We start from the raw sequence: 21,994 nt of genomic DNA on the forward strand, positions 1-21,994 counted from the left end.
GCGCCTACAATCTGCACCTGTAAAGCAAATCAATGACTACCGGTGTGATTGCATGCCCGCTGGCGTTGGAGACTTAAATATCAATGGACACGTTAAGCTGTTTAGCCACATCGCGGGCCAGCTTTTTCACCCCTGCACCGTCATTGATAAGCGTGGCCTGCACAGCGAATTGCAGTGCGTAGCCTAAATTGTGCTGGCTCTGCTCGAGCTTGGCCGCCATGGCATACAGCTTGCCGCCCACCACTTCACTCCCTGACCAATCCTGCGTAAGCAGCTGCGCAATCAAGCGGTGCATCACCAAAGCAATACCACTGTCGCTGACTGCTTCTGCCCCCTTGTTGAGGTAGTAGTTGCCTTCGTCATAGAGCTGATCGATTAAGAACGTAGGCCAATGCTTGGTGTTAAATGCCGTTGGCAGTGGCTGCTTTTGCTCGACCATTAATGGCAATAGCTCGAGCACAGCATCCCAGCGCTTGAGGTCTACCAGCCAAATGAATACCCATGCCAACACCGTATTAGGGAAGTTGTGGCCGCTGAGGCGGTACTCGCTGATATAAGCTAGGTATTCGTTTCGCTCGAGCGCTTCGCTTTTGTAGCTGGCTTTATCAGCCACATCGTCAATTGTTTTTAATTGGCCTAAGTCCGATTTAATAGCCGCTTTAAAGAACTCGTAGCGACTGGGGCCGCCATCGGCTACCACCTGCTTGTCTTGAGCGGGTGACTCGGGTGCTGGGGTACTGTTTACCGGTGCCGCTTTGTTGTCAGCCTCTTGCTGCGCTTGCTTTTGTGCAGCAGCTTTCGCGAGTGCCTTTTTAACTAAACTCATTTAGGAATGCTCCACTTGGATGAAAAAGGACGCCCGCCCCACGGTTTGGTTAGGGCGCCAACCTGCGCTGCTGCTCGTTACGACCAGGTCGTGCCGCCGTCTTTGGTGACTTTCACGTTTGCAGATTCAAAAAACGCAATCATTTCTAAATCTTCCACGTAGTAGCAATCGTTGCGGCTTTGGTAATCTTCGACACGTTTTTTCTTCGGGTTGTCCTCGATGTGCGTGCGTGTTGATCCCTCTTGCACATAGAAGCTCAGGTTTTCAAAGGTGGTCACCAAAATGCCACGCTCAGGGAAAAACGGGATTTTGTATGTCGGCAAGCCGCCATAGGTATCAATGACCTGTTGCAGCTCAATCTTGGATTTCTCACTTGGGGTATGCGCTTGTTTTGCATACAGCTTGTTCTTGTCATCGGCATGCAGTTCGCCACCAACAATCGCAACCAAATTAACGCGCTTATGCTCCGGGATCGCTTGAATCAAATCATGCACCGCCTGGTCCAAGTTCTCGTAGTCACCGCCGGTGCCGATACGAATTTCGCCCGCTTGCTTTTCACCTTCGCTAATTGCACGCCCCGGCGCATCGCGACGAACTAGTTGTAACCAACCGATGTTCACATCTTCCATCATTGGATTGGCAACAATATCTGTCACATCGGCGGCATGTGTGCCATGCCAACCAATCTTAATGATGTCCAAGGCAATGGCTTGTTTGACGTGGTTTCGATAGCGATTGGCAAAGTCGGGGAACTTGGACCATTGATCCATTTTGTACCAAGGCAAATGCACGTCACACTCAGTGGGGTAACAGCGGTACTCACGTTTTGATAAGCCCGCCACATCGCGTGTTTTTCGCTCTCGGTTACCGTCTTGTTCAACTCCAGCACGGCCAGTAACGCCACCGCCCACGCCCATGAATACTGATTGACCAACGAGGTCATCCACCGTGGCGGTGTTGATCATCTGTAGGAACTCTACAGATTCATACACCATGTCATACAAGCTTTGCTCAATAGATGGCTCAACGGAAAATTGCTCCGACATTGATGCCACGCCGTAGTTGCTAGCCAATCCAGCCATCAGGCTAGCGAATAATTGTGAGGTCTTTAATTTCATGCTTCTTCCTGCTTAATGTGCTTGGGTTGGCTTACAGTAAATTTGCGTACTGTGCGTTATCGCCTTCGGGATCTTCTTCTGAGTCCGTCGTATCTGAATGCTCTTCAGCCGCTAGCTTTTCCAATTTGCTGTTCAAATCAGCCAGCGCCTGCTTGGTGCTTGCCAACTCTTGCTTCACTTGTGCAAACTCGGTGTTTTCCTCTTTATCGCCTGGCTCATCTTCAGCGCCTTCTTCATCGACTTGTTGAGCAAAGTGGTTTTCGAGCTTGTCTGTTTTGGCAGACAAGGCGGTAATTTGGGTGCTTAGATTAAGTAGCGGTTCGCCCAGCGCGTCTTTCATCGCTTGTGCTAAATCTTCTTTTTTCATGTCGGGATCATCCTTTGTTGAAAACAGTTTTTTAAAAAATCCGGGAGTGTCGGCGCTAGGTTGATCGGGCTCTTCAAGCTGAAAGTTAACGGTAATAGGGGTAACATCCTTGTCGGCTCCTTCGCTTACCTGGTCTTTATTCTGTTCTTTTGAAAACTTCACACGGTCGGTGTAACAGCTCGCGGGGTAATCGGTGACAGCCAGACCGACCAAGTAGGTTTTATCGGTGCCCCGGAAGTTGCGGTTAATCTCAATGCTGAAATACACCGCTTGGTCGGCTTGGTTAAGCTGCACGAATGACGCATTGGGAGCGAGCACGGCATACAAGCACAGCACGCCGTCATTATTTTTCTTCGCATCAACACTGAGCACATCACCGAGCATGCCCGGGATATCAACATTACTAAGGTTTTTCGCCGCCCAGCCTGACCAATCACGTTCGTGGTCTAAATTGATGCGGGCGCCATACATTGCAGGGTTGTAAGTCTCGACAATATCTAAGATATCCTGCTCGGAAATCTCGCGGCCATCCACGGTCAAACCTTCTGCTGCTATTGATAATGGTTTGGTGCGTAACTGGCTGTTTTGTGGCATGGGCGGGTTACCTTTAAAAACTTTACAAATGCAATAAATGCTCTAAATTTGATTGCAGTTTGCCCCGCATTTGGCTGCCTTGCCATTTTTTTAATCTTTTGAAATTCCTATATTTTTGTTCTAGGTGTGTCTAGGATTTTAACCGCGCGTACTCCTGCTTTTTAGCCTTTAAACTGCCGTTAAGTTTTGAATTTGACGCGGTCTATGAAACCCAAGTACTCCAGCGAAGTGATTGCACAGGCACGTAATCTTTACGTGATTGAGGGCTTTACGTTTGACGAAATTGCAGACGTGGAAGGCATGCCCAGTGCACGCACCATTCGCCGTTGGTCAGAAAGTGAAAACTGGGTGGATATGTGCCCGAGCTTTAGTGCAGAAATGGCCTATGCTAAGCGCATTAATGTGCTGGCTGAAAAGGATGAAAAAAGCGATAGCGACTATAAAGAGTTAGACTTTTGCACCCGCCAACTCGCTGCACTCAATAAAAGTAAACTGGCCCCGAAGCCAAAAGAGCGAGCACCGGCACACAATGATGCTGGCAACAAGAAAGGCAAAAAGAAGAAGGTTAAAAACGATTGCTCTAGCATCACTATTGAGCAACTTGAAGAACTCGCGCAAGAACTACTCTACCCGCATCAGTTGCATTGGCTCGATAATCAGGACCACCGCCAACGCTTTATATTAAAGCCACGCCAAATCGGTGCGACGTTCTACTTTGCGTTTGAAGCGTTTTACGATGCGCTGAAAAGTGGCCGCAACAAAATCTTTATTTCTGCATCGCGCGACCAGGCAGAGATATTTAAAGCCAACATCATCGCGATGGTGCGTGAATACTTTGGCATTGAACTCAGCGGCTCGCCCTTGGTGCTTAACTACCATGGCAAAACCATCAAGCTTGTTTTCAAAAGTACCAATGCACGCACGGCCCAATCAGATTCGGGCGACTTATACATTGATGAAGTATTTTGGATACCCAAATACAAAGAGCTGCGAAAGCTGGCCCAGGCGATGGCTACGCATGCGCATTACCGCATTACTTACTTTTCTACGCCTTCGGTCACAAGCCATGAAGCATACGATCATTGGAACGGTAAATGGTATCGCAAAACCAAAGCTTGTAATGACCCTGAATTTGCCATTGATGTTAGCCACAAAGCACTGAAAAACGGTGTGCTGTGTGATGATGGCATTTGGCGACAAATGCTCACTGTTTACGATGTGGTTGAGTCGGGGTTTGACCGTATCAGTATTGATGTACTCGAGAATGAATATTCACAAGAGGAATTCGATAACCTCTTTATGTGTAAGTTCATTGATGATGCGCACTCAGCATTCAGTCTCAAACAGCTCATGGCCTGTGTGGGCGACTCATCAAAGTGGAAGGATTACAACAGTGAATGGGAACGGCCCTTTGCAATGAAGCCCGTACTCATTGGTTTTGACCCTGCCCGCACCCGAGACAAGGCCAGCGTGGCAGTACTCAGCATGCCGCAAGCCGGTGAAAAATTCCGCTTACTGGAAACCCTTGATTTAAGCGGCAATGACTTCGAAGCCATGGCCGCAGAAATAAAGCTACTCACTGACAAATACAACGTGCAACACATTGGCGTTGACACCACAGGAATTGGCTATGGTGTATGGGAACTGATCACCAAGTTCTACCCGCAAGCTGAGCCCATTTACTACAACCCACAAATCAAGGCCCGGATGGTGATGAAGGCCCTGAACGTGATTAAGAATGGCCGCTTTGAATACGACAAAGATGCCGTGACGGTCGCAAGTAGCTTTATCAACATACGTAAAAAGGTGGTGGGCGACCAAATCACCTATGCCAGTAACCGCAGCGCAGAAATAGGCCACGCCGATATTGCGTGGGCCATTATGCACGCCATGATTTTTGAACCATTGGACGGTAACACCGCTAACCGTCGAACCTCTGTAGGGATAGCCGCCTAATGAAACAACGACTTTCCGTAGTTGCGGGGCAGATGCCGCAATATAATCAATCACAAAATAGCAGTGTGAGTTTTAGCTTTGGCGACCCCGAACCCTGCTTAGATAATCGGTTGACCAGTTATATTGGTGTGTTCGCCGATATGAATGGTATCTATGCGCCCCCTGTTAGCCTCAATGGCCTTATTAAGTTGCTGCATGTGAACGCACAGCATGGGCCTATTTTGTACTTTAAGCGCAACATGATTTTGAAGTGGCTCAAACCCAGTGCCATTATCAGCCGCCGCACGGCTGGCAAATTTGCCTTTGATTATTTGTGGTCAGGTAATGGCTATTTGCAAATCATCAAAAACCGCTTAGGGGGTGTCATTAAGCTTCGCCACCTACCAGCTTTGACCATGCGCTACACCAAAGAGCGTGGTGTATATGCACAGCTGCGCAGTGATGGCAGCATCACTCGGTTTAAAAAAGGGGAAGTGATCCAGATTAAAGAGTATGACCCCACCCAAGGTATCTACGGCATCCCGCAGTATTATGGTGGGATTCAGTCGGCGCTACTCAACGAAGATGCAACTCTGTTCCGTCGGCGCTATTACAAGAACGGCGCCCACATGGGCTTTATCTTTTCCATGGCAGATCCCAATTTAGCCACCGAGGATGAAGACGCGCTCAAAGAAGCGATTAAGGATTCAAAGGGGGTGGGTAATTTTCGCAGCCTGTTCTTTAACAATCGCAGTGGCAAAACAGATGCAGACAAAGCCATCAAAATCACACCGGTTGGGGATATCTCCACAAAAGATGAGTTCGAGCGTATCAAGCGCATCACCACCAACGACATGCTTTCGATGCACCGTGCCCAAGAAGCATTGAGCGGGCAAAGCTCTGGCGACTCAGCAGGATTCGGTAATTTAGACCGAATTACCTCGGCTTATTACAACAATGAGGTGGTGCCTTTGCAGCAAGATATTTTGCAAATAAACGATTACCTCCCCCGCTCCGCTCACATTGATTTTGATGTGCCGGCCTACAGCGATTTACTTAACACACCTGATGAAAAGGATTAACCGTGAGTTGGATTGATATTGTTGCCTTTATCAAACAATGGGGGCGCTTGGGCTTTATTTGCTTAGCGGCCGCAGCCATACAAATGTACTTGAGCGGCAAACGCTTTACGTACTTCCATTACTTTATGTCAGTACTGATTGCGATATTTGCTGCTTACCTGGCAGCAAGCTTTTGTGATTGGCGCGGCTTTGATGAGAATTTAAAGACCGGGGTTATTGGCGTGACCGCCTACGCCGCCCCGCATATTTTGGAGGGGTTCGATAAACTGGTGAAGCTATTCAGTAAAGATCCCCATTCGTTTTTTAAATTATTTGCGAGAGCCAAATAATGGGATGGATTTCGAAAGTGCTGGGATTTCTAACGAACCCCATTGCCGACCTAACAGGCAGCTATCGTGAGCGTAAACGCATTGCAGCCGAAACAGCTGCCAACATAGCCACCGCTGAAGGTGAGCTAAAAGTAGCACGACTTAAAGCGAAAACGCGGCGCATTGAAAACCAAGAAAACAATGATACCGACTACGACCTCATTGTGCTTAAGAACCGCGCCACCTCATTAATGGATGAGTTCGTTATTCTTGTTTTCTTAGGGCTCTTTCTCGCACACTTTGTTCCCTCTCTCCAGCCTTATATGCAAGGCGGATGGAAAGCCATGGGTTATGCGGGCGCGCCCTGGTACTTTGAGTTTGCAGTCGTTGGCATACTAGTTAGTACACTCGGACTGATGCGATTATTTAGAGTCTTCTTTGAGCGGCTAAAACCCACGCGCGCCCCAGTCTAACTCTTTTATTTCTTCGACGACGGCGGCTACCTGGTTTAGCCGCTCAGCCCCACGTTTCACGTTTTGCGCTGGGACGTTATTTAACAATGCTGCATCGGCTTGCTTCATACCACGCACATAGTGATCGACGAGTGCTGCGCGTACATCCTCACTGGCTATCCTGGTTAACTTGAAAAGTAACTCTAAGCGCTCAAGGCTTAATTGTCCTTTGTGCAGATAATTCATAAAAGTAATCACTTAACTGATTATTAATATTCATTTTAGCAATGCGACGTATTGAACACCAGATACATGGCTGCAATGTCCTGTGATTGTCATAGCGTGTCACATCTTTGACATAGCCGATCTATTTCACCTCCCTTTTAGATCCTTTCAGATCAACGGATAGAGCCAAATACCCATGTCATTGGCTATGTCAAAATGATCACTTTTTTGTGCGAAAGCGGAAGGCGAGGAGGAGTGAATTTTTCGAGCATTTGAATGTCCCTGATGTTGGTGAATCATTAAACACTGTATATAATTACAGGGTTAATTTTAGGTAAGTAACTGAGGGTGAATTATGGCTAGAGTTTCGTGTCCAAATTGTGAAGCAAAGGCGATTGTTACATCAAGAGAAAAGCAAACGAATGGCGTTAGTCATTTATACTGTAGTTGCACCAACTCGAAGGAATGCGGTGCCACGTTCCGAGTAACGCAAAGCTTTGATCACTATCTCAACCCACCAATTCGCAGCACCCAAGACTTAGCCGCCGCCCTCCTTAAAAATTTGTCCAAAGAACAGCAGCTAGATTTGCTGGGTGTTTAAAAAATCAATTACCTTTTTGCTTCCCACTCTGACACCAGTTTAAAAAGCTCATGCTCTATCTTTTGCAGACCGCCATGATTTTCTGAAAAGTATTCATTATCTTTTGCGTACTTATAGTCAGATACAACAAAGCAAATTATTTCCTCTAACCCTAGACCTTTTTCTCTTAATACTTGCGTCCGTTCTTCAACGTTAATTGAGTCTGTTTTCGTCTGTTTGCTCATACTATGTTCCCTTCATTCTACATTTAGTAAAGCCGTCAATATTGCTTGCCTTTCTGCTGGCGGTAACGCTTGATAATTATTTGCCCAACGCTGGGCTTTTCTCTTTATTCGCTGCCTATCTGTATAATTTTCACCGGCATACGTATGATAGTGAATTTCACCTGGCATGAAGTTGCACCAAACCGTTTCAGTTCTCACACCGCCGCGTGTCATTGCTTGAAAGCTCTTACTCCACCAATCATCCAAAATCTCTGCATATAATTTATTGTTATATCCTGAGATAATGATTTTTGTCATATCGCTGTCTATGCGTTTAATGGCCGTAAGCAACCTATAGTGATCATCATGAGTTAACTCGTGTTCATATCTGGCGCTGCTAGTACGGGTGCTTAGGTAATAAGGCGGATCCAAGTAAATAAGCGTGTTTGGTTTTGCTTGGTAGTTCTCCAAATACTCAATAGTACAACCAGTGATCTTTTCTGCACCTGGGTAAACAAACTGCCCTACCATGCAAGGGCTTTTATCAATAACAATGTTATATTCGGCAGGAGCTTTCTTTTTGAAGATGGCGCCAGTTCCTAAAAACCCCTCTATGTATGTTTCATGCGGCGGCATTAAGTTAATAATGGCCTGATAAACACCACTGCCACCTTTGGCGCCTAAATAGCTTTTATGTTCTGATTTGTCTTTCATTTTCATTCCAGCAGCTGACATAGCCGCTTTTATCTATTGTGGCCAACACAGATAAATTTAACTATGCCACCTGGTAACTGCAGCATAGTTACCGCTGGTACCACATAGTTAAATTCGTCTGTACTCGAGTCAGTACTTCATAGCTAGGCTTATCTATGGTCGACCTCTGCTATGCCGCTACGCGGCGCTCATCTACACCAAAGTTGGCCTTCACAAGAGCTTCAGCAGCAGCTGGACTAACCGAGTTACCGCATCGTGCTACCTGGTTCTTTTTGGTGTTCTTGTTGCCGTTAGAGTCATAAGCTATTTTATAACTAGCAGGAAAGCCCATTGCTGCGAACAGTTCGTGTGGCTCGAGCATACGCATGCCGATATCAACAATTTGGTATTGCTCACCATGAATGGTGACAAGGCCAAATCTATCTTTAGTGGTAACAGTCCCTAAAGGCGCATTGATCGCTTGGGCATCACTGGTGCCATAATATTTAACTAAGAACGCTTGAACGTTACCCAAATGGTTGCCGCCGGCTGAAATGGTATGCAGTGGCTCGTTGGTAGAATGCCCCAAGTTATCACCGCGTAGTTTTATCATGTGGCTTGTTACCAAGGCGTTATGATCTGTTGTTGTGACGGTGTGCAATGGGTCGCGAACGTCTGACCCAGTAACACCTGTGTAATGCTTTGCTATATGCGCAGACACCAACGCAAAGTGACCACCTTTAACCTGTGCACAAATGGTGCGCAACGGTTCATTAGCCGCCATGTTTCGTTGATTAGATGCGTTGGCATGTTCTGTAATAAATGGCAATGCTTTGGCCTGATCAACAATGAACGGTTGTTCGGCATCAACAATGAACTTTTGAATGCCCTTTGCGATTCGCTTTAGGGTGCTTTCAGCAAGCGGGCGCTTTCTATCAAAGATAGACTTAACTGGGATGCTCCAATCAATAATATCTGCCGCCGTTTTATATGGCTGCAATCCTTCACCATGCGTTGGTTCAGGCCAGTTGATTGCTTCCCCATCATTGCGACCAACCATAAACAGGCGTTGGCGCGTTGTGGGTACGCCGTAATCGCACATTTTCAAAATACGATGGTCCAGCTCATAGCCCAAGCCGCGCTCTAACTTATGGTATGGGAAATCATCACCCAGTGCGCCGCGTATTTCTTCCCATGCAGGGTGATCCTTTTCGAGTCCTGTTGTCATACACGCAACGAATGCGTTGAACGTTTCACCTTTCCTATCAGGGCATGGCTTAAACTTACCTGGCTCTACCTCAACAACTGGCCCCCACGTTAAGAACTCTTCAACATTCTCGAGCATGAAGACTCGCATAGGAACCAATGCCGCCCAGCGAACCACAACCCATGCAAGGCCGCGAATGCTTTTATCTACTGGGCGTGAACCCTTTGCCTTGCTGAAGTGTTTGCAATCAGGCGAAAACCATCCCAATCCTACAGGGCGGCCAGCACAAGCCTCTATCGGGTCTACGTCCCATACAGATTCGCAATAATGCTTTGTCTCTGGATGATTGACTTTGTGCATATCAATAGCCGCAGGGTCATGATTTATTGCAATATCAACATGGCGATTCAACCCAAGTTCCATGCCAGTGGAAGCACCGCCTCCACCCGCAAAGTTATCGACAATAATTTCATTTGCTCTCAACATAGCCGTGCCTCACTTGCCATTTAACTTGCTGTAAATTGCAGACACATAACGTGCTTGGTGCACAGCATCATCCATGGCGTTGTGGCGCGTGCCAACAAAAGGCATATCATTTTTAGGGTCGAACCCATGCAAGGTGCGGCCAAGGTCAACAAGTGTTCGCACATCACGATCACCAAAATACGGCCAAGGCTGACGCATTCGGCAAGCCTTGTATGCATTACCCAAAATAACATTATCGAAAGTACAACCATTTCCCCACACCACACGCTCTTTAAAGTTTTCTATTTGGCTGATCCACTCGTCAAATTCACCTAATGCGTCTTTTAACGAAACAGCCATATCATCTAATAGCACTTTACGCGCATCGTCGCTTTGCTCCATCCACCAAAGCACGGTTCCTGCGTCCATTTCACCGTAATATGCTGAGCTTTTAAGGTTTACTATTGTGTGGAACTGCGCGCCAATTTCACCCGTTGTTGGCTCAAAAAAACATGCGCCTATAGATACGATGGCCGCTTTTGAACCATTACCCATAGTTTCTAAATCTAACATTACATTATTCATCGTTTCTCCAACTAACCCCATGCTGCGGCTACGTCCCACCAGTCCTGCTCGGTTTCACCGGCAAGCACCTGGTGTGCATATTCATAGTCGCTACCTGAATCAACGCCGCCCACTGTTGGGGTATTGCGGCCAGCGTTAGTTGCGTGTGCATAAGCTAGGTTCACCAGCTCTCGCGCACGCTGCCAATGTGTATCTGTTACTTTGATTGGGCGTGCTGGTGTAGCACGCTCTAGGTTGGTCTGAGCAAAGGATTTCAATTCCTCTGCTTCCATAAAGTAGACGCGGCCATAGTGAACCACACTGTCGCCCTCGCTCAGCGCCTGGCGTTCTACCTCTGTCATATCCTCAAGCACAGCGATAGGGTCAATCATGCTTTCTTCAGGCAAAACCTCGCTGTCTTGTTGGGCAAAGATGTGTGCGTGGTACTCAATGTCTAAGCGTTTGCGTTCATTTATTGCACGCTGTTCATCCAATACTTGTAATTGGCCGTCTCGTATTCGGTAAATAAACCCATCAATTGCGATCTGCCTACCCGCTTTTAGATCCTTTTCATGATCTTTCACCTGGTCTTTATCAAAACCAAAGTCGTTAAACGCAAACTGGGTGCTATCCCCCGCCGCTATGGGCGTACAGTTATTCCCACTAGTCCAAGATAGGTCGGCGGAGCCGACGAGGGCGTTGTCTTTAAGCTGGTTTTTCTCTGCCGTCCCTTTGAGTTGTCTGGTCCATTCCACAAGACGCGTCATTAGCACTGATTCGCTAAAGGTATTAAGTACGCCTTTAATACGTCTAACTAGCTCGCCATAGGCGTTACCAAAGGGAGTCTGTTCGTAGAAGGGTTTAAACCGCGCGTTGCGGCCAATGCACATGCCACCTTGCAATTTCACATAGTCTTTCCAGCTGCCTGAGTCGGCCGCCGCACGCACCTCTTCTATTTGCGGGTCATCAACGGCTTCACGCTTTCGGCGCAGCTCTCGCCATACGGTCACCGACGGTGAGCCCTGAAATTGAAACTGATGAATATTCCAAGTACTGGCCCAGGCCTGAACCGGGTTCACTTGCTTCTTAATAAGCTCGCCTGTTTCATCATCCTCATGATCAGACATTTGATAACCATCGATGTTTTTGGCGATGTACTTGGCGATATAGCTCGCGGCACTGCCCTTTTTCTTATCAATTAAGATTGCCTCGAAGCGCGGTGAAAAAGTGCGGTGAAATTTCTGAGGCTCCTTAGCCTTGATGCCTTGGCTCTTTTTAAACCCCCAAGCCTGGCGTTGCTTCTTATAAGCAGTAAAAAGCTCTTTTTTGCGTGCATAGCGCTCTATAAGTTCTTCACGGTCCTCAGCAATAAAGTACTTGCGCATAATGGCGTTGACCCACTGCACTTTATCTTTAGGAATAAACAAGAGCATGTGCCAGTGCGGGGTTGCATCAGCATGGGGCTCCGCCACACGCACACCAAAATAGTTGATACCAAGGCGGCCTAGTTTAGCCCTTACTCGTGACCACACTTTATTCAAATAGGCGTTGGCATCCTTCGGTGTGGTTCCTTGGTACTTAGGTGAGTTTGCATGAAAGCGGCTGGGCGTTGTTATGGTCGAAAACACACCTTGATAGCCTATCTCTTCGGCGAGTTCTTCTGTTTCACGAATACGCAGCATTAGCTCATTGCGGCGGTTGTCAGTGTTAGCCATACCGCTTTTCACTGCATCCATTAGGTTTATAACACGTCCATCGCTGCCTTCTAGTTCCATCATTTCGAGGAACTGTCGGCCACTTTCTTGTGATGCGCTGTACTCCCGCTGCGCCGTTTTACTGGCATACGGGCTGACGCCACGGCGCTTGCTCTTCTTCGATTTGGGGCAGTGGTAAAGGTCTTTGCCTACCTGACCGGTGGCAATTTCTAGTAGTTCAATATACTGGCGGCGAACGGATTTGAGCTTGCGCGCCCACCATTTTTCACACTGCATTTTCAACAAGGCGATTTCGATGTGCTCAATGGGCACCTTATCGCCTTTTTCAGAATAAAAGGGGGCTTTCACCCCTCGCTCCAAGGAGAATTTGGAAAGCTTTTCATGTATCAGCGTCGCAATCTCTGCATAATCGAGGTGCTGATTTTCGTCGCTGATATCAATGGCTATTTGCATGCACTCGCGTGCAGCGTCGGTGCCATATTCTTTGGTTTTCTCAACACTACTCAAAATATGCCAAGGTAAGGGCATACTTTGAGTAATCCTGAATAACACTTCAAAGCGAGGCTGCAATCTTGCAATCGTGCGGCTTAACCAGCGATTAGCACGATAAATCGAGCCCTGCTTTTTTTGGTTGTAGCGGTCAATGTAGCGGCGTGCCATGCGCCCTTGTAAAGGCGTGGGGATCACCGAAAGCTTGCGTGCCACATAATTAAAATTATCTACATCATCAATGGCCGCAACAATTCCGCGCGCCATTGATGATAGGCGCAATTGCGCCAAATCAACGGGTTGAACTGCAAGCATTGCTTAAATCTCGTCGACTTCAATCAGTGTAAGGCTTTTACCAGCCAGTAAGTCATCTAAGCGGGATTGGATAGCGTCATGCAGTACAGCACCAAGACCATCACCTTCTTGCTCGGCCAACACTTTTGTGATGCGCAATAAGTTGGTAAATGTGTCTTCACAGTAGCAAGCAAAGTTCATGGTTGAACGGTGGTTTAAAAACCTGATAGCTTCATTGGCTGTGTTAATTACTTCGTTAGCGATTTTTGTTGTAAGCGTAGTCATATCTATTCCTTAGATAACTTTGAGTTTGGCTGAATTAGGTGAGTAACCCTTTTTGAATACAAAGTGGGCGTATTCGATAGAGTCTTTTTTGTTTGGTTTATCGGGGTAGAAACTGGCGCGTTTGTGGTGCACATACACAGTTTGCAGTGGGGCACTTCTCCAAAACTCACGGCGCTTGATGGTGCCCAGCCAGTTAAGGCGCTGTAAAACAACTACATAACCACCAATGAAAACATGTGTAAGCGCGTTTTCAACAAATTCGATAGACAAGTTAAAAGGTGGATTAGTGATCACAACACCGTATTGCTCTGCACCTTCTACAGATAAAAAGTCTACCGGGCAGATTTGTGCTTTCGAGTCAGTGCGAATGTCTCCTGTCATTAGTTGAATATTTGGAAAGCGCTTTTTTAATACTGTTGGGTAACTCGGTTCGTACTTGTTACAACCACCGCATGACGGGTCAAGTACATTCTCACTTTTAAGTGCTTGCCCTAAAAAATCATGCTCTACAGCATCGAGCAGTTCTTCTATCAACCAATGCGGGGTGACGTAGTAATCGTCATCATGGCGCTGTGCGCCGCGACTTGTTGAACTCATGATGGCTCCTAGTGCTGCTTTGGCAGTTGGTTGGCTGGGTCAAAGTGGCCGCTGGTCACAGTCCGCTTTGCTCCCTGGTAGAACTTGGCCGGTGCCATGGCATTGGCTGAAGTGAACGCTTTTACAATTTCATCGAGCTCTAATACTGCTTTGCGCAATGCATCACGCTGCTCATAATTCAGCTGGCTAAATGGCTTATCAATGTCGGTGCGCTTTAAGCCAGCCGCAAAGCATAAAATGGTACGCTCACGTTCGCTCAGTACTTGGGTATACACATGCTTCGGCGTATGGCGCTCATCACCTAACATGGCGCGGATCTCGCGCAATCCTTGAGGTGTATGGCTCCCCTCTATCGCCTCAAGACTTGGCACTGGGTTGAGGGATGCCTGCTTAGCGGTTGCGGTCATGAAGTTGCTCCCATTCAGTCATACATTGTTTGTCGCACCAGCGGCGCCCTTGCTCGACTGGCTCTTTGCAATTCCAGCATCGACCCGTGCTTTGCTTGGGCGGCTCTGGCTTGCGGTAAGTTAAAGCGCGAGATAATTCGCGCTCTGTTTCGTTTGTTGCTATGTCGATAGCGTCCATATAAATCCTTGTTTCATTGCGTAAAACCCTCCTTGTTTTGGTAAGTTGCAAGTGCGACCAATTAACAAACCAAAACAAGATGGGGAAGCTCAAGAATGAGAGTAAAGCCGCTTAAATAACTGTTTTTTCATTTTGTGGCTTTTACGTTTTTTCACTATTTGATTTTTCAAGCTTTTCTGTGACCAAGAGAATTTCGTCAGGCGTGAGAGAAAAGCCTGTAAATTCTGAGACTCTGCGTATATATCGCGCAGGTATTGGTCTCATTTCAGTCAAATAGGCTTTTGCCGTATTTGGACTTACTCCTAACGTTCTAGCTAATTCATTCCGCACGTTTCCGCGTTGATCACGCTTGTGTGCCTTATACCAATTTTTGACTTTCACACTGCCTCCATAAGATACCTCTCGTACCCTTTGAATCAGCTTACTATCTTATGGATACTTTTTCTATCTTTTTGAATCAAATTTTTATCTGGAGTCTTCTTTTTTATTTGAATGATATTTATTTAAAGCCATTGCTTAGCTTTATCCCTTGTATCAGAGCGATACAGAGTGTATCTTTAGTGGTGGATCTGTGTTGGTACTACGTCAAAGGAAATAGGATGAAAAAGAAGCCATACTGGATAACACAAGCCCAACGAATAATGAAAGAGAAGGGTATAACACAAGAGGATTTGCTGGATGTCTTTGACGTTTCAACTCGAGGGGCAGTTGGTCATTATTTCCAAGGAAGAGCTGAAATCTCAGCTGATCAATTGGCCAGATTATCAGAGCGTCTTGGGCAAAACATTTATTACGATGAAAAGTATGCTAGTAAAACAGTTTTAACAATTGACGAAATTGACAGTGTTTTAGATTCATGGCTAGTAAAGTTGCACCAACTTGATTTCATCACATTCAATATTGAACAAAGCAAAGTAAAGCAGCTACTTTTACAAGCTATGGAAGAAAAGGCAGAGTCTACTTTAGGACGCAGTTCTAGTTTACACAAATCCAGCATCCAGTCTAAAGCTGTTTGAATATTCATCCGACATAGAAAAAGGCGAGTACGTTACTTCGCCTTTACGCTTATCTTCAGAGTATCTAATTACATTCTATCCAAGCCACTCTGAAATACTTTGATTTTCATTTGTCCTGCCTGCAACGATGTTTATAATCCGCTGACAGCTCATAAGATAAAAGATCAGATATTGTATTTACGTCTTTTTGACAACTTACCCAACCCATTTCTTCAAGTCTCATGAGCCAGTGCTCTAGTTTAACTTTCAAATATTCTCTTAGCTCGTCGCCAGGAAAATCATTATTTGTGTTTGAAATTCCCATCAAAGTGTTTGGATCGGTTTCAAGGAAGCTTGCTAATGACTCTAGCTGCTTAACATTTAGCTCTCTTTTTCCTGTTAAGTAATGGCTAACTGCTCCTTGAGTCTCTACGCTAAGGGCTAGCTTAATGGCATCTTGAGACAGTCCTTTTTCTTTTAGCATTTCCCTTGCTTGATGTGCCCACACAGGCCCTTTATTCATTATTTCTCCCATGTATTTAAGTGTGGCGCTGGCTAGAAAATTTAGTCATTTGCTTTTGAGAACCTCAGAACATTTTCACTCTCATTAACCTTGTTGCAGGACTGCTCTAACTCTTCATAACGACCGATAAACTCAGCTAAATCTTGCTCAAATTCATCAAGCATTAGAACTCTTTTATCAATGTCTGGCTCTTCTTTCATGTCTTTATATTTATACAGTATTTTCAACATCACTATTCCCGAAGGAGCGTCGAGAGCATGTCTTTTTCTATTAATGACTAGGATATAAGTGCCAATACCTCCGAACAACAAAAAAATCAGAGTAAAGCTAATTAGGTCAATGTACTGCATTTAAAGTTCCTTTTTCTTGGTCATCATCACTACTGAGTAATAAAGCATGTAGGATGTTACTAACCCTGTCATTACCGTGCTAATTAATGGATACCAACCATCTAGTATTTGGGTTTTTAATATGAGGTTATCGAATGCCCTAAGAATATGCCAAATGCCATAGGAAACGCTAATAAATGCGATAACTCTAGTGAACTTAGAGTATTTAACAGAGGCAATAGAATGTAAAACTCCTATTATGGCTATTAGCAAAAATTCACATAGTGCTTTTATTGTGTACCTTGCAACACCGTACATAAACTCTCTTATTTCTTGATTGTGTACTGATGCGCCTATGAACTTTTCCGCTGTTTTATCAATTAAAGGCAAACCAAAGGCATTACCAAAATATATAACCATAACACTTGTAAAAGTTATAAAAGCACTAATCTCATCCTGATAATAGTGACTGTACCTTCTAGCCACCAGTTCTGCTGGAGTGCATTTGGTTTTTGCTACAATTATCAACATGCCCAAGGTAACTGCCACTGCCCCGCCATAGTAAACGGTTCTATAGATGAGCATTAATACTTGAGCATGTTCGTTTATAAAACTATCCATATCTCTCGTTCTTAAAAACGATTGTTACTAATTTTCCTTTTTCTTTGGGTCAAAGGGATCAGTTCCAATCTGTACTTGTTGATCCATTGCTTCTCTGCTTATTGACACTTGGTCATCTTTTAGCCCTTCATCTTTCGAATCTATAGCAGCCTTCTCATTCAAAGTGCTTTTACTTAAGGTTCCTGAAGCAATTGGGCTATTACTCTCGATTTTCATTCTCTCTCCTTATGATACATAATGTATCTTTAATTACAAATACAAAACAAAAGCTAATTTTACTATCTTAAAAATATTAAAAGACAAAAAACTTGCCATCAACTCATATTTCTATCACAATGATACTTATTGTATCTTTGACAAAGAAGCTGTGAGGACTAGAATGGACACTCTAGAATTAGCAAAACCCCTGTTTAATGAGATGCTAAGCAGTATTGTGAAGCAACACGCACAATCACTTCCTGTAAGTAAAACTTTGCCAAAAGACGTCTATTGCAACTTGTACAATATCACACCAGATGCTATACGGAAACGTTTACAAAAGGGCATTTGGCAAACTGGAGTGCATGTTCTCAAAGTCAGGGGGGCTGGCGAGTATATCGACTTGGAGGCAGTGGACGCATGGGTGAGAAAAGAGGGAAAAAGCTCCCACGCGGGGTAAGAATACGCACGCAGAAAAGTGGCGCCCAAACACTTTACATTCACTTCACTTATCAAGGCGTAAAATGCCCCGAACCGCTATCGGGGCGCCCTGTTGACGAAAGCAACATCAAATACGCTGAGCGCCTACGCGGCGAAATTCTAAACAAAATTCAAAACAATACCTTTGTCTACGCTGATTACTTCCCTGCCTCTGCAAAGCTAGCGCTTTTTGGCTCCGTAAAGTCTACCGATGATATGGCCCACTATTTAGATCTTTATCTTGAGCATGCGGAACGGCGCGGTTTAAAGCCATCTTCTCTGGTGACGTACAAAAGCAGAAAGGCAGAGATAGAAACCTGGGTTGGCAAACTTAGGCCAGAAACCCTTACGCTTGCCAAAATACGCGACCTGGCCATTGATATGCACAACAAGGGGCACAGCTATACCACTATACGAAATTGCTTTAAGGTGTTGCGGGGCGCCCTCGATGAAGCGGCAATGAATGGAGCGATACCAGCTAACCCTATTATAGGCTTTCGCCTTTCTAACTATGTCAGTCAGCCCAAGCGCACCATTACCGACGATGAAGACGAACAGATAGATCCCTTTACTCCTAGTGAGTTAAGCGCTCTGGTTGGCTCTTGCCGCAGCAATAGGGAAAAGTTAATGCTGATGATATGGGCAAAGACAGGGCTTCGCACCGGTGAACTTTGCGCGCTCAAATGGGCCAACCTGAACGTTAAGCGCGGTTATATAAAAATCCGTGAAAACTATGTTTCCATGGTTGCTACACTGGGCACCACTAAAACCGATTCAGGCACGCGCGAAATTGATTTAGACGACGAAACAATAGAGTTGTTTGAACAGCAAAGAAGTCTTATTAAAAGCGGCGATCTTGTATTTCAGAATGACAGGGCTGTTAGTAAAGCGGGCTTTGATAGCTATTCAATACGCCGCTGGTTCGTGCGGCTATGCAAAGACGCAGGGGTGCGCTATCGTTATGCTTACCATCTGCGCCATACCTTTGCCACTATACACATTAGCCAGGGCACTAACTTGTGGCAGCTGGCCGAATGGTTGGGCCATAAATCGCCAGAAATGCTATACAAGCATTATGGTTCATTTATTAAAGAGTATGCCGATAAAGATAGGTTGTTCTGATACGACGCGCAATTGCAACCAGGTTTAAAGCTTATTGAACCTCGTTGGGTAAGTGCGATTTTTACTAAACAGAATCTACACCTGATCCGATGATGTAGAACCAAGTAACGCCAAAATAAGTGACTGCGTAAATAAGTGACATGATTACCATCGTTAGCAGCTTACTCAATAATGCAAACCCTCGTAGGGACATATATATAAGCACCATCGATATCATGTATAGACTTATATGCATTGTAAACCATACTACTTCTGGCATGCCTAGACTGTGAAAATCACCAGCCACTCTTAGCCCATAACTTAGTGCAATGCTTAGCGGTAAGCCTAAGAACCAAACCAGTACCGCATTAATAAATTTTTTCTTATTCATCTTTAGCTACCGTTTAGTTAACTTTAACGCGAGGTGCTACTGGACAAAATGGCATGAAGTAAGTTCTTGGCACTCTTTTTGAATTTGATATGTCGAAACCTTTCATATCTCCATCTACATTGCCCCCTGAATATTCAATAACTGACTGGACCCAGCTGTTGCTATTCACACCAAACCCCGCTGTTGGATACTTAATCGGGTCGACAGTTTGGTTTAGAATGTAATTCCCTATCAGGTTAATAACTCTTCTCTTTGCTTCTTGCTCTGGTAAATTTCCATACCCAACTTCAATTAGCTGTGCGTCATAATCTGAAGTATGCCAGTTCGTTTCAACGCCACCGAAATATTCCATAGCAGCTGTGAGGTCACCTTTTTCATGAAACTCTGCGACTAGTTTTCCTCTGTTTTGGGCGCCAATGACGATACCGCGAACCCCTCGACCCAATGGCTTTGCGGCCACTTTCTTTAAACCAATTTGCAAAGGTGGGGTTGGATTTTCAAAAGTAATAACGATGAATTGGTGGGTTCCTATTGCTAAACCACTGAGATCTCGTGCTCCAACATAAATAGCCATGTGCATCTCCTTTGTTACATGGGATTATTTTCACTTACTGTATTTGTGTACACCTAATAGGTTTGTGCCCTTTTTATTACAGCTCTATTTGTACCATTAATACGCTATAACCTAAAGCATTGAGTAAAAAGCCCGCGCTATTGCGGGCCATACTTTTTAAGCGGTAGTTACTAACGACGGAACCAGTACGGTATTTCACCTTTTGGCTCTTCTCCATTAACACAATTGTGGCCTATAAATTCGAAAGCAGCATCATTAGCTGTCTTATCTTCTGGAATCCTCTCTGCCGCGTAAAACGCATCGTCCATTTTTGCTAACGTGCTAATTGCTGAAAAGTTATGCCTATTATCTTTAGCATCATCATCTAAAGAGCGGTTAATCGCGTTGTTTATGAGTGCGGTTTGAACTGCTGTAATGAATTGGAACTTTTTCCACGTGAATTGGTTATCCATTATATTCACCTTTTTCTAGGAGTAAGTATTAAAAAGCCCGCTATTGCGGGCTGTGTTATTTAAGCACTTCTCAGTTGTTCAGCTTCATGTGCTTGTCTAGCAGCTTCTAAATTAAACATGGTTTTTATGTCTAATCCAAGCTGCGATAGTTTCGACGCTAGGCTAGTAGTTAAACTACCGCCATCAAGAAAGCGAATTAAGGTAGTGTGACTCACACCGATTTGTTTGGCGGCTTGCGAGGGGGATAACTCCCTCTTTTCCAAGCGGCGCTTTACGATCGCTGCGGCCCCTTTGGGTGATCCCAAATGGCCGTTCAGCAGCTCTTTTTGGAATTTCATTATATTCTCCTTGAATTTTTCGGACTGTACACATTTTTCACCATGCTATATAACCCCTTACCTTTGGGGCCTGGGGCGGCCAAGCCGCCCCGGTGTACTTATATATAGCATTGAATTTCGACCACAATCGCGCTATCTTTATCGAATGAAAGGCTTACACATGCTGTAACATGTTGATAGTTCCCTTTCACCTTAAAGGCTACTCCGTGGTCTGTGCGTTCCACATCATCAAATGAAGTGATTAAAGCATCCATGTCAGGGGCTGCTTGTGCTGTTTCGAGAAACAGTATCACTTCATCTTGCTGAGTTTCACTCAGTGGCTCAATTGCCATAAATAAGTCGCTATTGCTATTAATTTGCATATGCGCTCCTTATTTATTATTAACCGACACCATGTCGATATGTTTTTATTATATGTGCGTGATGCGCACATTGCAATTAATTTTTGTGCGCGGTGCGCACATTTGTAAATTTGTCCAAAGAAAAGCTGCCGTGTAGTTGTCGCGAACCTCTACAGCCCCTTAAAAATAGGCACCGCCTTATTACTTAGGGTTCAAGGGCTGATATTCGCAGCCGCAACGCCGGGGAACACTCCTCCTTTATTTCTTCCTTATAAGAATCCCTATTTTAAGCCTTAGAGAGGCTGTGTTGTAGGTCAGGGCTCTACCCTGACTAGATGATGCAAGGCTGAAGCCTTGCCTACAGGAAACAATCTCTAACGGGTGTCTCGATCTGTTGTAGGTCAGGATTAATCCTGACAAAGGTGTTACAAGGCTGAAGCCTTGCCTACAGGAAACAGTCTCTAACGGGTGTCTCGATCTATTGTGGGTCAGGATTTATCCTGACAAAGATGATGCGAGGCTCAAAGCCTTGCCTACAGGAAACAGTCTCTAACGGGTGTCTCGATCTGTTGTAGGTCGGGGTTTACCCTGACTGGGGTGATGCAAGGCTAAAGCCTTGCCTACGGGTGCGTGATTCTTCTGTTGTTTGGTTCTGTTGTAGGTCAGGGTTCTACCCTGACTAGGTGTCGCTAGGCTGAAGCCTAGCCTACACGCATAAAAAACCCGCTGCATTGCTGCAACGGGTTTCTCTTAATAAGGCCCTGACGATGTTCTACTTTCACATGGGCGAACCCACACTATCATCGACGCTGTTTCGTTTCACTTCTGAGTTCGGCATGGAGTCAGGTGGTTCCAAAACGCTATGTTCGTCAGGAAAATCTTTAAAATTCTTTTCGCTCTAAAAAACCCGCTGCACTTCTGCAACGGGTCTCTCTAATTAGGAGCCTGGTGATGACCTACTTTCACATGGGCGAACCCACACTATCATCGGCGCAGTTCCGTTTCACTTCTGAGTTCGGCATGGGGTCAGGTGGGTCCAGAACGCT

Annotated in this window: 29 protein-coding genes and 2 rRNA genes; 7 read left to right on the plus strand and 24 right to left on the minus strand. The window is 45.4% G+C overall.

The features are described 5' to 3' along the window. Positions 1-73 precede the first annotated feature (73 nt). From gpM to MHM95_RS12395, 3 genes are all read right to left on the minus strand, one after another. The gene (gene gpM / locus MHM95_RS12385; RefSeq protein WP_239385424.1) at positions 74-826 is read right to left on the minus strand and encodes a phage terminase small subunit; all 753 of its coding nucleotides are present in this window, start codon (positions 824-826) and stop codon (positions 74-76) included. 77 nt (positions 827-903) lie between these two features. Further along, on the minus strand, positions 904-1,944 hold the full coding sequence (locus MHM95_RS12390; protein WP_138547395.1) for a phage major capsid protein, P2 family: 1,041 nt from the start codon (positions 1,942-1,944) through the stop codon (positions 904-906). Between the two features lie 31 nt (positions 1,945-1,975). Next, positions 1,976-2,905, minus strand: a complete 930-nt coding sequence (locus MHM95_RS12395) for a GPO family capsid scaffolding protein (RefSeq protein WP_239385425.1) — start codon at positions 2,903-2,905, stop codon at positions 1,976-1,978. 204 nt (positions 2,906-3,109) lie between these two features. On the opposite strand from MHM95_RS12395, the gene MHM95_RS12400 reads away from it, so the two are divergent. The 4 genes from MHM95_RS12400 to MHM95_RS12415 are packed head-to-tail and all read left to right on the plus strand — an operon-like array spanning position 3,110 to position 6,703. Then, positions 3,110-4,861, plus strand: coding sequence for a terminase family protein (locus MHM95_RS12400; RefSeq protein WP_239385426.1), 1,752 nt, complete (start codon positions 3,110-3,112; stop codon positions 4,859-4,861). Beyond that, positions 4,861-5,922, plus strand: a complete 1,062-nt coding sequence (locus MHM95_RS12405; protein ID WP_239385427.1) for a phage portal protein — start codon at positions 4,861-4,863, stop codon at positions 5,920-5,922. The genes MHM95_RS12400 and MHM95_RS12405 overlap by 1 nt, the downstream gene beginning before the upstream one ends. Before the next feature lie 2 nt (positions 5,923-5,924). Then, a complete protein-coding gene (locus MHM95_RS12410) occupies positions 5,925-6,251 on the plus strand; it encodes a phage holin family protein (RefSeq protein ID WP_022944366.1) in 327 nt (108 codons plus the stop codon). Then, positions 6,251-6,703, plus strand: coding sequence for a hypothetical protein (locus MHM95_RS12415; RefSeq protein WP_022944365.1), 453 nt, complete (start codon positions 6,251-6,253; stop codon positions 6,701-6,703). Before MHM95_RS12410 ends, MHM95_RS12415 begins: the two co-directional genes overlap by 1 nt. On the opposite strand, the gene MHM95_RS12420 is transcribed toward MHM95_RS12415, so the two are convergent. After that, positions 6,677-6,928, minus strand: coding sequence for a hypothetical protein (locus tag MHM95_RS12420; RefSeq protein WP_239385428.1), 252 nt, complete (start codon positions 6,926-6,928; stop codon positions 6,677-6,679). The two genes, MHM95_RS12415 and MHM95_RS12420, sit on opposite strands and share 27 nt — an antisense overlap. A 334-nt stretch (positions 6,929-7,262) precedes the next feature. Between MHM95_RS12420 and MHM95_RS12425 the strand changes: the two genes are divergently transcribed. Then, positions 7,263-7,508, plus strand: a complete 246-nt coding sequence (locus MHM95_RS12425) for an ogr/Delta-like zinc finger family protein (protein WP_239385429.1) — start codon at positions 7,263-7,265, stop codon at positions 7,506-7,508. A gap of 8 nt (positions 7,509-7,516) precedes the next feature. Here MHM95_RS12425 and MHM95_RS12430 read toward each other — a convergent pair whose 3' ends face one another. The 10 genes from MHM95_RS12430 to MHM95_RS12475 form a co-directional block, all read right to left on the minus strand. Continuing rightward, entirely contained in the window at positions 7,517-7,732 is a 216-nt protein-coding gene (locus MHM95_RS12430) for a hypothetical protein (RefSeq protein WP_239385430.1), read from the minus strand. A gap of 12 nt (positions 7,733-7,744) precedes the next feature. Continuing rightward, positions 7,745-8,425, minus strand: a complete 681-nt coding sequence (locus MHM95_RS12435) for a DNA adenine methylase (protein WP_239385431.1) — start codon at positions 8,423-8,425, stop codon at positions 7,745-7,747. Positions 8,426-8,594: 169 nt separating this feature from the next. Then, a complete protein-coding gene (locus MHM95_RS12440) occupies positions 8,595-10,097 on the minus strand; it encodes a DNA cytosine methyltransferase (protein ID WP_151173467.1) in 1,503 nt (500 codons plus the stop codon). 9 nt (positions 10,098-10,106) lie between these two features. After that, positions 10,107-10,661: a 3'-5' exonuclease gene (locus MHM95_RS12445; protein WP_239385432.1), complete on the minus strand. Its 555-nt coding sequence runs from the start codon at positions 10,659-10,661 to the stop codon at positions 10,107-10,109. Between the two features lie 11 nt (positions 10,662-10,672). Further along, positions 10,673-13,159, minus strand: coding sequence for a replication endonuclease (locus tag MHM95_RS12450; protein WP_239385433.1), 2,487 nt, complete (start codon positions 13,157-13,159; stop codon positions 10,673-10,675). A gap of 3 nt (positions 13,160-13,162) precedes the next feature. After that, positions 13,163-13,423, minus strand: coding sequence for a hypothetical protein (locus MHM95_RS12455; RefSeq protein ID WP_138508018.1), 261 nt, complete (start codon positions 13,421-13,423; stop codon positions 13,163-13,165). Positions 13,424-13,432: 9 nt separating this feature from the next. Further along, positions 13,433-14,020, minus strand: a complete 588-nt coding sequence (locus MHM95_RS12460) for an SAM-dependent methyltransferase (protein WP_239385434.1) — start codon at positions 14,018-14,020, stop codon at positions 13,433-13,435. A gap of 8 nt (positions 14,021-14,028) precedes the next feature. Further along, a complete protein-coding gene (locus MHM95_RS12465; protein WP_239385435.1) occupies positions 14,029-14,427 on the minus strand; it encodes a hypothetical protein in 399 nt (132 codons plus the stop codon). After that, positions 14,411-14,605 (minus strand): hypothetical protein, encoded by a 195-nt coding sequence (locus MHM95_RS12470; RefSeq protein ID WP_239385436.1) that lies wholly within the window; start codon positions 14,603-14,605, stop codon positions 14,411-14,413. The genes MHM95_RS12465 and MHM95_RS12470 overlap by 17 nt, the downstream gene beginning before the upstream one ends. 141 nt (positions 14,606-14,746) lie before the next feature. Next, positions 14,747-14,986: a helix-turn-helix domain-containing protein gene (locus MHM95_RS12475; protein ID WP_239385437.1), complete on the minus strand. Its 240-nt coding sequence runs from the start codon at positions 14,984-14,986 to the stop codon at positions 14,747-14,749. A gap of 218 nt (positions 14,987-15,204) precedes the next feature. On the opposite strand from MHM95_RS12475, the gene MHM95_RS12480 reads away from it, so the two are divergent. Continuing rightward, entirely contained in the window at positions 15,205-15,621 is a 417-nt protein-coding gene (locus tag MHM95_RS12480; protein ID WP_239385438.1) for a helix-turn-helix transcriptional regulator, read from the plus strand. Between the two features lie 106 nt (positions 15,622-15,727). Here the strand turns inward: MHM95_RS12480 and MHM95_RS12485 are convergent, their stop codons facing one another. From MHM95_RS12485 to MHM95_RS12500, 4 genes are read right to left on the minus strand one after another with little or no spacing between them, the layout of a single operon-like run. Further along, positions 15,728-16,123: a helix-turn-helix transcriptional regulator gene (locus MHM95_RS12485; protein ID WP_239385439.1), complete on the minus strand. Its 396-nt coding sequence runs from the start codon at positions 16,121-16,123 to the stop codon at positions 15,728-15,730. A 41-nt stretch (positions 16,124-16,164) separates the two neighbouring features. Beyond that, positions 16,165-16,473: a hypothetical protein gene (locus tag MHM95_RS12490; RefSeq protein WP_239385440.1), complete on the minus strand. Its 309-nt coding sequence runs from the start codon at positions 16,471-16,473 to the stop codon at positions 16,165-16,167. Continuing rightward, on the minus strand, positions 16,474-17,073 hold the full coding sequence (locus MHM95_RS12495) for a hypothetical protein (protein ID WP_239385441.1): 600 nt from the start codon (positions 17,071-17,073) through the stop codon (positions 16,474-16,476). It abuts the gene before it with no gap. A 27-nt stretch (positions 17,074-17,100) separates the two neighbouring features. After that, complete coding sequence (locus MHM95_RS12500) at positions 17,101-17,289, minus strand: hypothetical protein (RefSeq protein ID WP_239385442.1); 189 nt, start codon at positions 17,287-17,289, stop codon at positions 17,101-17,103. A gap of 402 nt (positions 17,290-17,691) precedes the next feature. On the opposite strand from MHM95_RS12500, the gene MHM95_RS12505 reads away from it, so the two are divergent. After that, entirely contained in the window at positions 17,692-18,873 is a 1,182-nt protein-coding gene (locus tag MHM95_RS12505; protein ID WP_239385443.1) for a site-specific integrase, read from the plus strand. A 383-nt stretch (positions 18,874-19,256) separates the two neighbouring features. Here MHM95_RS12505 and MHM95_RS12510 read toward each other — a convergent pair whose 3' ends face one another. The 6 genes from MHM95_RS12510 to rrf (MHM95_RS12535) all read right to left on the minus strand — a co-directional run. Then, positions 19,257-19,817: a hypothetical protein gene (locus MHM95_RS12510; protein WP_239385444.1), complete on the minus strand. Its 561-nt coding sequence runs from the start codon at positions 19,815-19,817 to the stop codon at positions 19,257-19,259. Positions 19,818-19,987: 170 nt separating this feature from the next. Further along, the gene (locus tag MHM95_RS12515; RefSeq protein ID WP_239385445.1) at positions 19,988-20,269 is read right to left on the minus strand and encodes a hypothetical protein; all 282 of its coding nucleotides are present in this window, start codon (positions 20,267-20,269) and stop codon (positions 19,988-19,990) included. A gap of 59 nt (positions 20,270-20,328) precedes the next feature. Continuing rightward, complete coding sequence (locus tag MHM95_RS12520) at positions 20,329-20,607, minus strand: hypothetical protein (RefSeq protein ID WP_239385446.1); 279 nt, start codon at positions 20,605-20,607, stop codon at positions 20,329-20,331. A gap of 98 nt (positions 20,608-20,705) precedes the next feature. Further along, on the minus strand, positions 20,706-20,969 hold the full coding sequence (locus MHM95_RS12525; RefSeq protein ID WP_239385447.1) for a hypothetical protein: 264 nt from the start codon (positions 20,967-20,969) through the stop codon (positions 20,706-20,708). 738 nt (positions 20,970-21,707) lie between these two features. Beyond that, positions 21,708-21,822 (minus strand): 5S ribosomal RNA (rrf, locus tag MHM95_RS12530). Positions 21,823-21,891: 69 nt separating this feature from the next. Then, a 5S ribosomal RNA gene (gene rrf / locus MHM95_RS12535) occupies positions 21,892-21,994 on the minus strand; the annotation flags it as partial.

It is taken from the genome of Pseudoalteromonas sp. CnMc7-15 (assembly GCF_022347925.1).
GTDB classification, from domain to species: domain Bacteria; phylum Pseudomonadota; class Gammaproteobacteria; order Enterobacterales; family Alteromonadaceae; genus Pseudoalteromonas; species Pseudoalteromonas ruthenica.

Bases quoted from the DNA above. Each gene is read 5' to 3' on its own strand.
- MHM95_RS12395 (WP_239385425.1), bottom strand. From the start codon at position 2,905: ATGCCACAAAACAGCCAGTTACGCACCAAACCATTATCAATAGCAGCA.
- MHM95_RS12415 (WP_022944365.1), top strand. From the start codon at position 6,251: ATGGGATGGATTTCGAAAGTGCTGGGATTTCTAACGAACCCCATTGCC.
- MHM95_RS12440 (WP_151173467.1), bottom strand. From the start codon at position 10,097: ATGTTGAGAGCAAATGAAATTATTGTCGATAACTTTGCGGGTGGAGGC.
- MHM95_RS12405 (WP_239385427.1), top strand. From the start codon at position 4,861: ATGAAACAACGACTTTCCGTAGTTGCGGGGCAGATGCCGCAATATAAT.
- MHM95_RS12465 (WP_239385435.1), bottom strand. From the start codon at position 14,427: ATGACCGCAACCGCTAAGCAGGCATCCCTCAACCCAGTGCCAAGTCTT.
- MHM95_RS12445 (WP_239385432.1), bottom strand. From the start codon at position 10,661: ATGAATAATGTAATGTTAGATTTAGAAACTATGGGTAATGGTTCAAAA.
- MHM95_RS12430 (WP_239385430.1), bottom strand. From the start codon at position 7,732: ATGAGCAAACAGACGAAAACAGACTCAATTAACGTTGAAGAACGGACG.
- gpM (WP_239385424.1), bottom strand. From the start codon at position 826: ATGAGTTTAGTTAAAAAGGCACTCGCGAAAGCTGCTGCACAAAAGCAA.
- MHM95_RS12390 (WP_138547395.1), bottom strand. From the start codon at position 1,944: ATGAAATTAAAGACCTCACAATTATTCGCTAGCCTGATGGCTGGATTG.
- MHM95_RS12485 (WP_239385439.1), bottom strand. From the start codon at position 16,123: ATGAATAAAGGGCCTGTGTGGGCACATCAAGCAAGGGAAATGCTAAAA.
- MHM95_RS12510 (WP_239385444.1), bottom strand. From the start codon at position 19,817: ATGGCTATTTATGTTGGAGCACGAGATCTCAGTGGTTTAGCAATAGGA.
- MHM95_RS12490 (WP_239385440.1), bottom strand. From the start codon at position 16,473: ATGCAGTACATTGACCTAATTAGCTTTACTCTGATTTTTTTGTTGTTC.
- MHM95_RS12525 (WP_239385447.1), bottom strand. From the start codon at position 20,969: ATGCAAATTAATAGCAATAGCGACTTATTTATGGCAATTGAGCCACTG.
- MHM95_RS12470 (WP_239385436.1), bottom strand. From the start codon at position 14,605: ATGGACGCTATCGACATAGCAACAAACGAAACAGAGCGCGAATTATCT.
- MHM95_RS12425 (WP_239385429.1), top strand. From the start codon at position 7,263: ATGGCTAGAGTTTCGTGTCCAAATTGTGAAGCAAAGGCGATTGTTACA.
- MHM95_RS12400 (WP_239385426.1), top strand. From the start codon at position 3,110: ATGAAACCCAAGTACTCCAGCGAAGTGATTGCACAGGCACGTAATCTT.
- MHM95_RS12480 (WP_239385438.1), top strand. From the start codon at position 15,205: ATGAAAAAGAAGCCATACTGGATAACACAAGCCCAACGAATAATGAAA.
- MHM95_RS12515 (WP_239385445.1), bottom strand. From the start codon at position 20,269: ATGGATAACCAATTCACGTGGAAAAAGTTCCAATTCATTACAGCAGTT.
- MHM95_RS12505 (WP_239385443.1), top strand. From the start codon at position 17,692: ATGGGTGAGAAAAGAGGGAAAAAGCTCCCACGCGGGGTAAGAATACGC.
- MHM95_RS12455 (WP_138508018.1), bottom strand. From the start codon at position 13,423: ATGACTACGCTTACAACAAAAATCGCTAACGAAGTAATTAACACAGCC.
- MHM95_RS12520 (WP_239385446.1), bottom strand. From the start codon at position 20,607: ATGAAATTCCAAAAAGAGCTGCTGAACGGCCATTTGGGATCACCCAAA.
- MHM95_RS12450 (WP_239385433.1), bottom strand. From the start codon at position 13,159: ATGCTTGCAGTTCAACCCGTTGATTTGGCGCAATTGCGCCTATCATCA.
- MHM95_RS12420 (WP_239385428.1), bottom strand. From the start codon at position 6,928: ATGAATTATCTGCACAAAGGACAATTAAGCCTTGAGCGCTTAGAGTTA.
- MHM95_RS12500 (WP_239385442.1), bottom strand. From the start codon at position 17,289: ATGAAAATCGAGAGTAATAGCCCAATTGCTTCAGGAACCTTAAGTAAA.
- MHM95_RS12460 (WP_239385434.1), bottom strand. From the start codon at position 14,020: ATGAGTTCAACAAGTCGCGGCGCACAGCGCCATGATGACGATTACTAC.
- MHM95_RS12495 (WP_239385441.1), bottom strand. From the start codon at position 17,073: ATGGATAGTTTTATAAACGAACATGCTCAAGTATTAATGCTCATCTAT.
- MHM95_RS12435 (WP_239385431.1), bottom strand. From the start codon at position 8,425: ATGAAAGACAAATCAGAACATAAAAGCTATTTAGGCGCCAAAGGTGGC.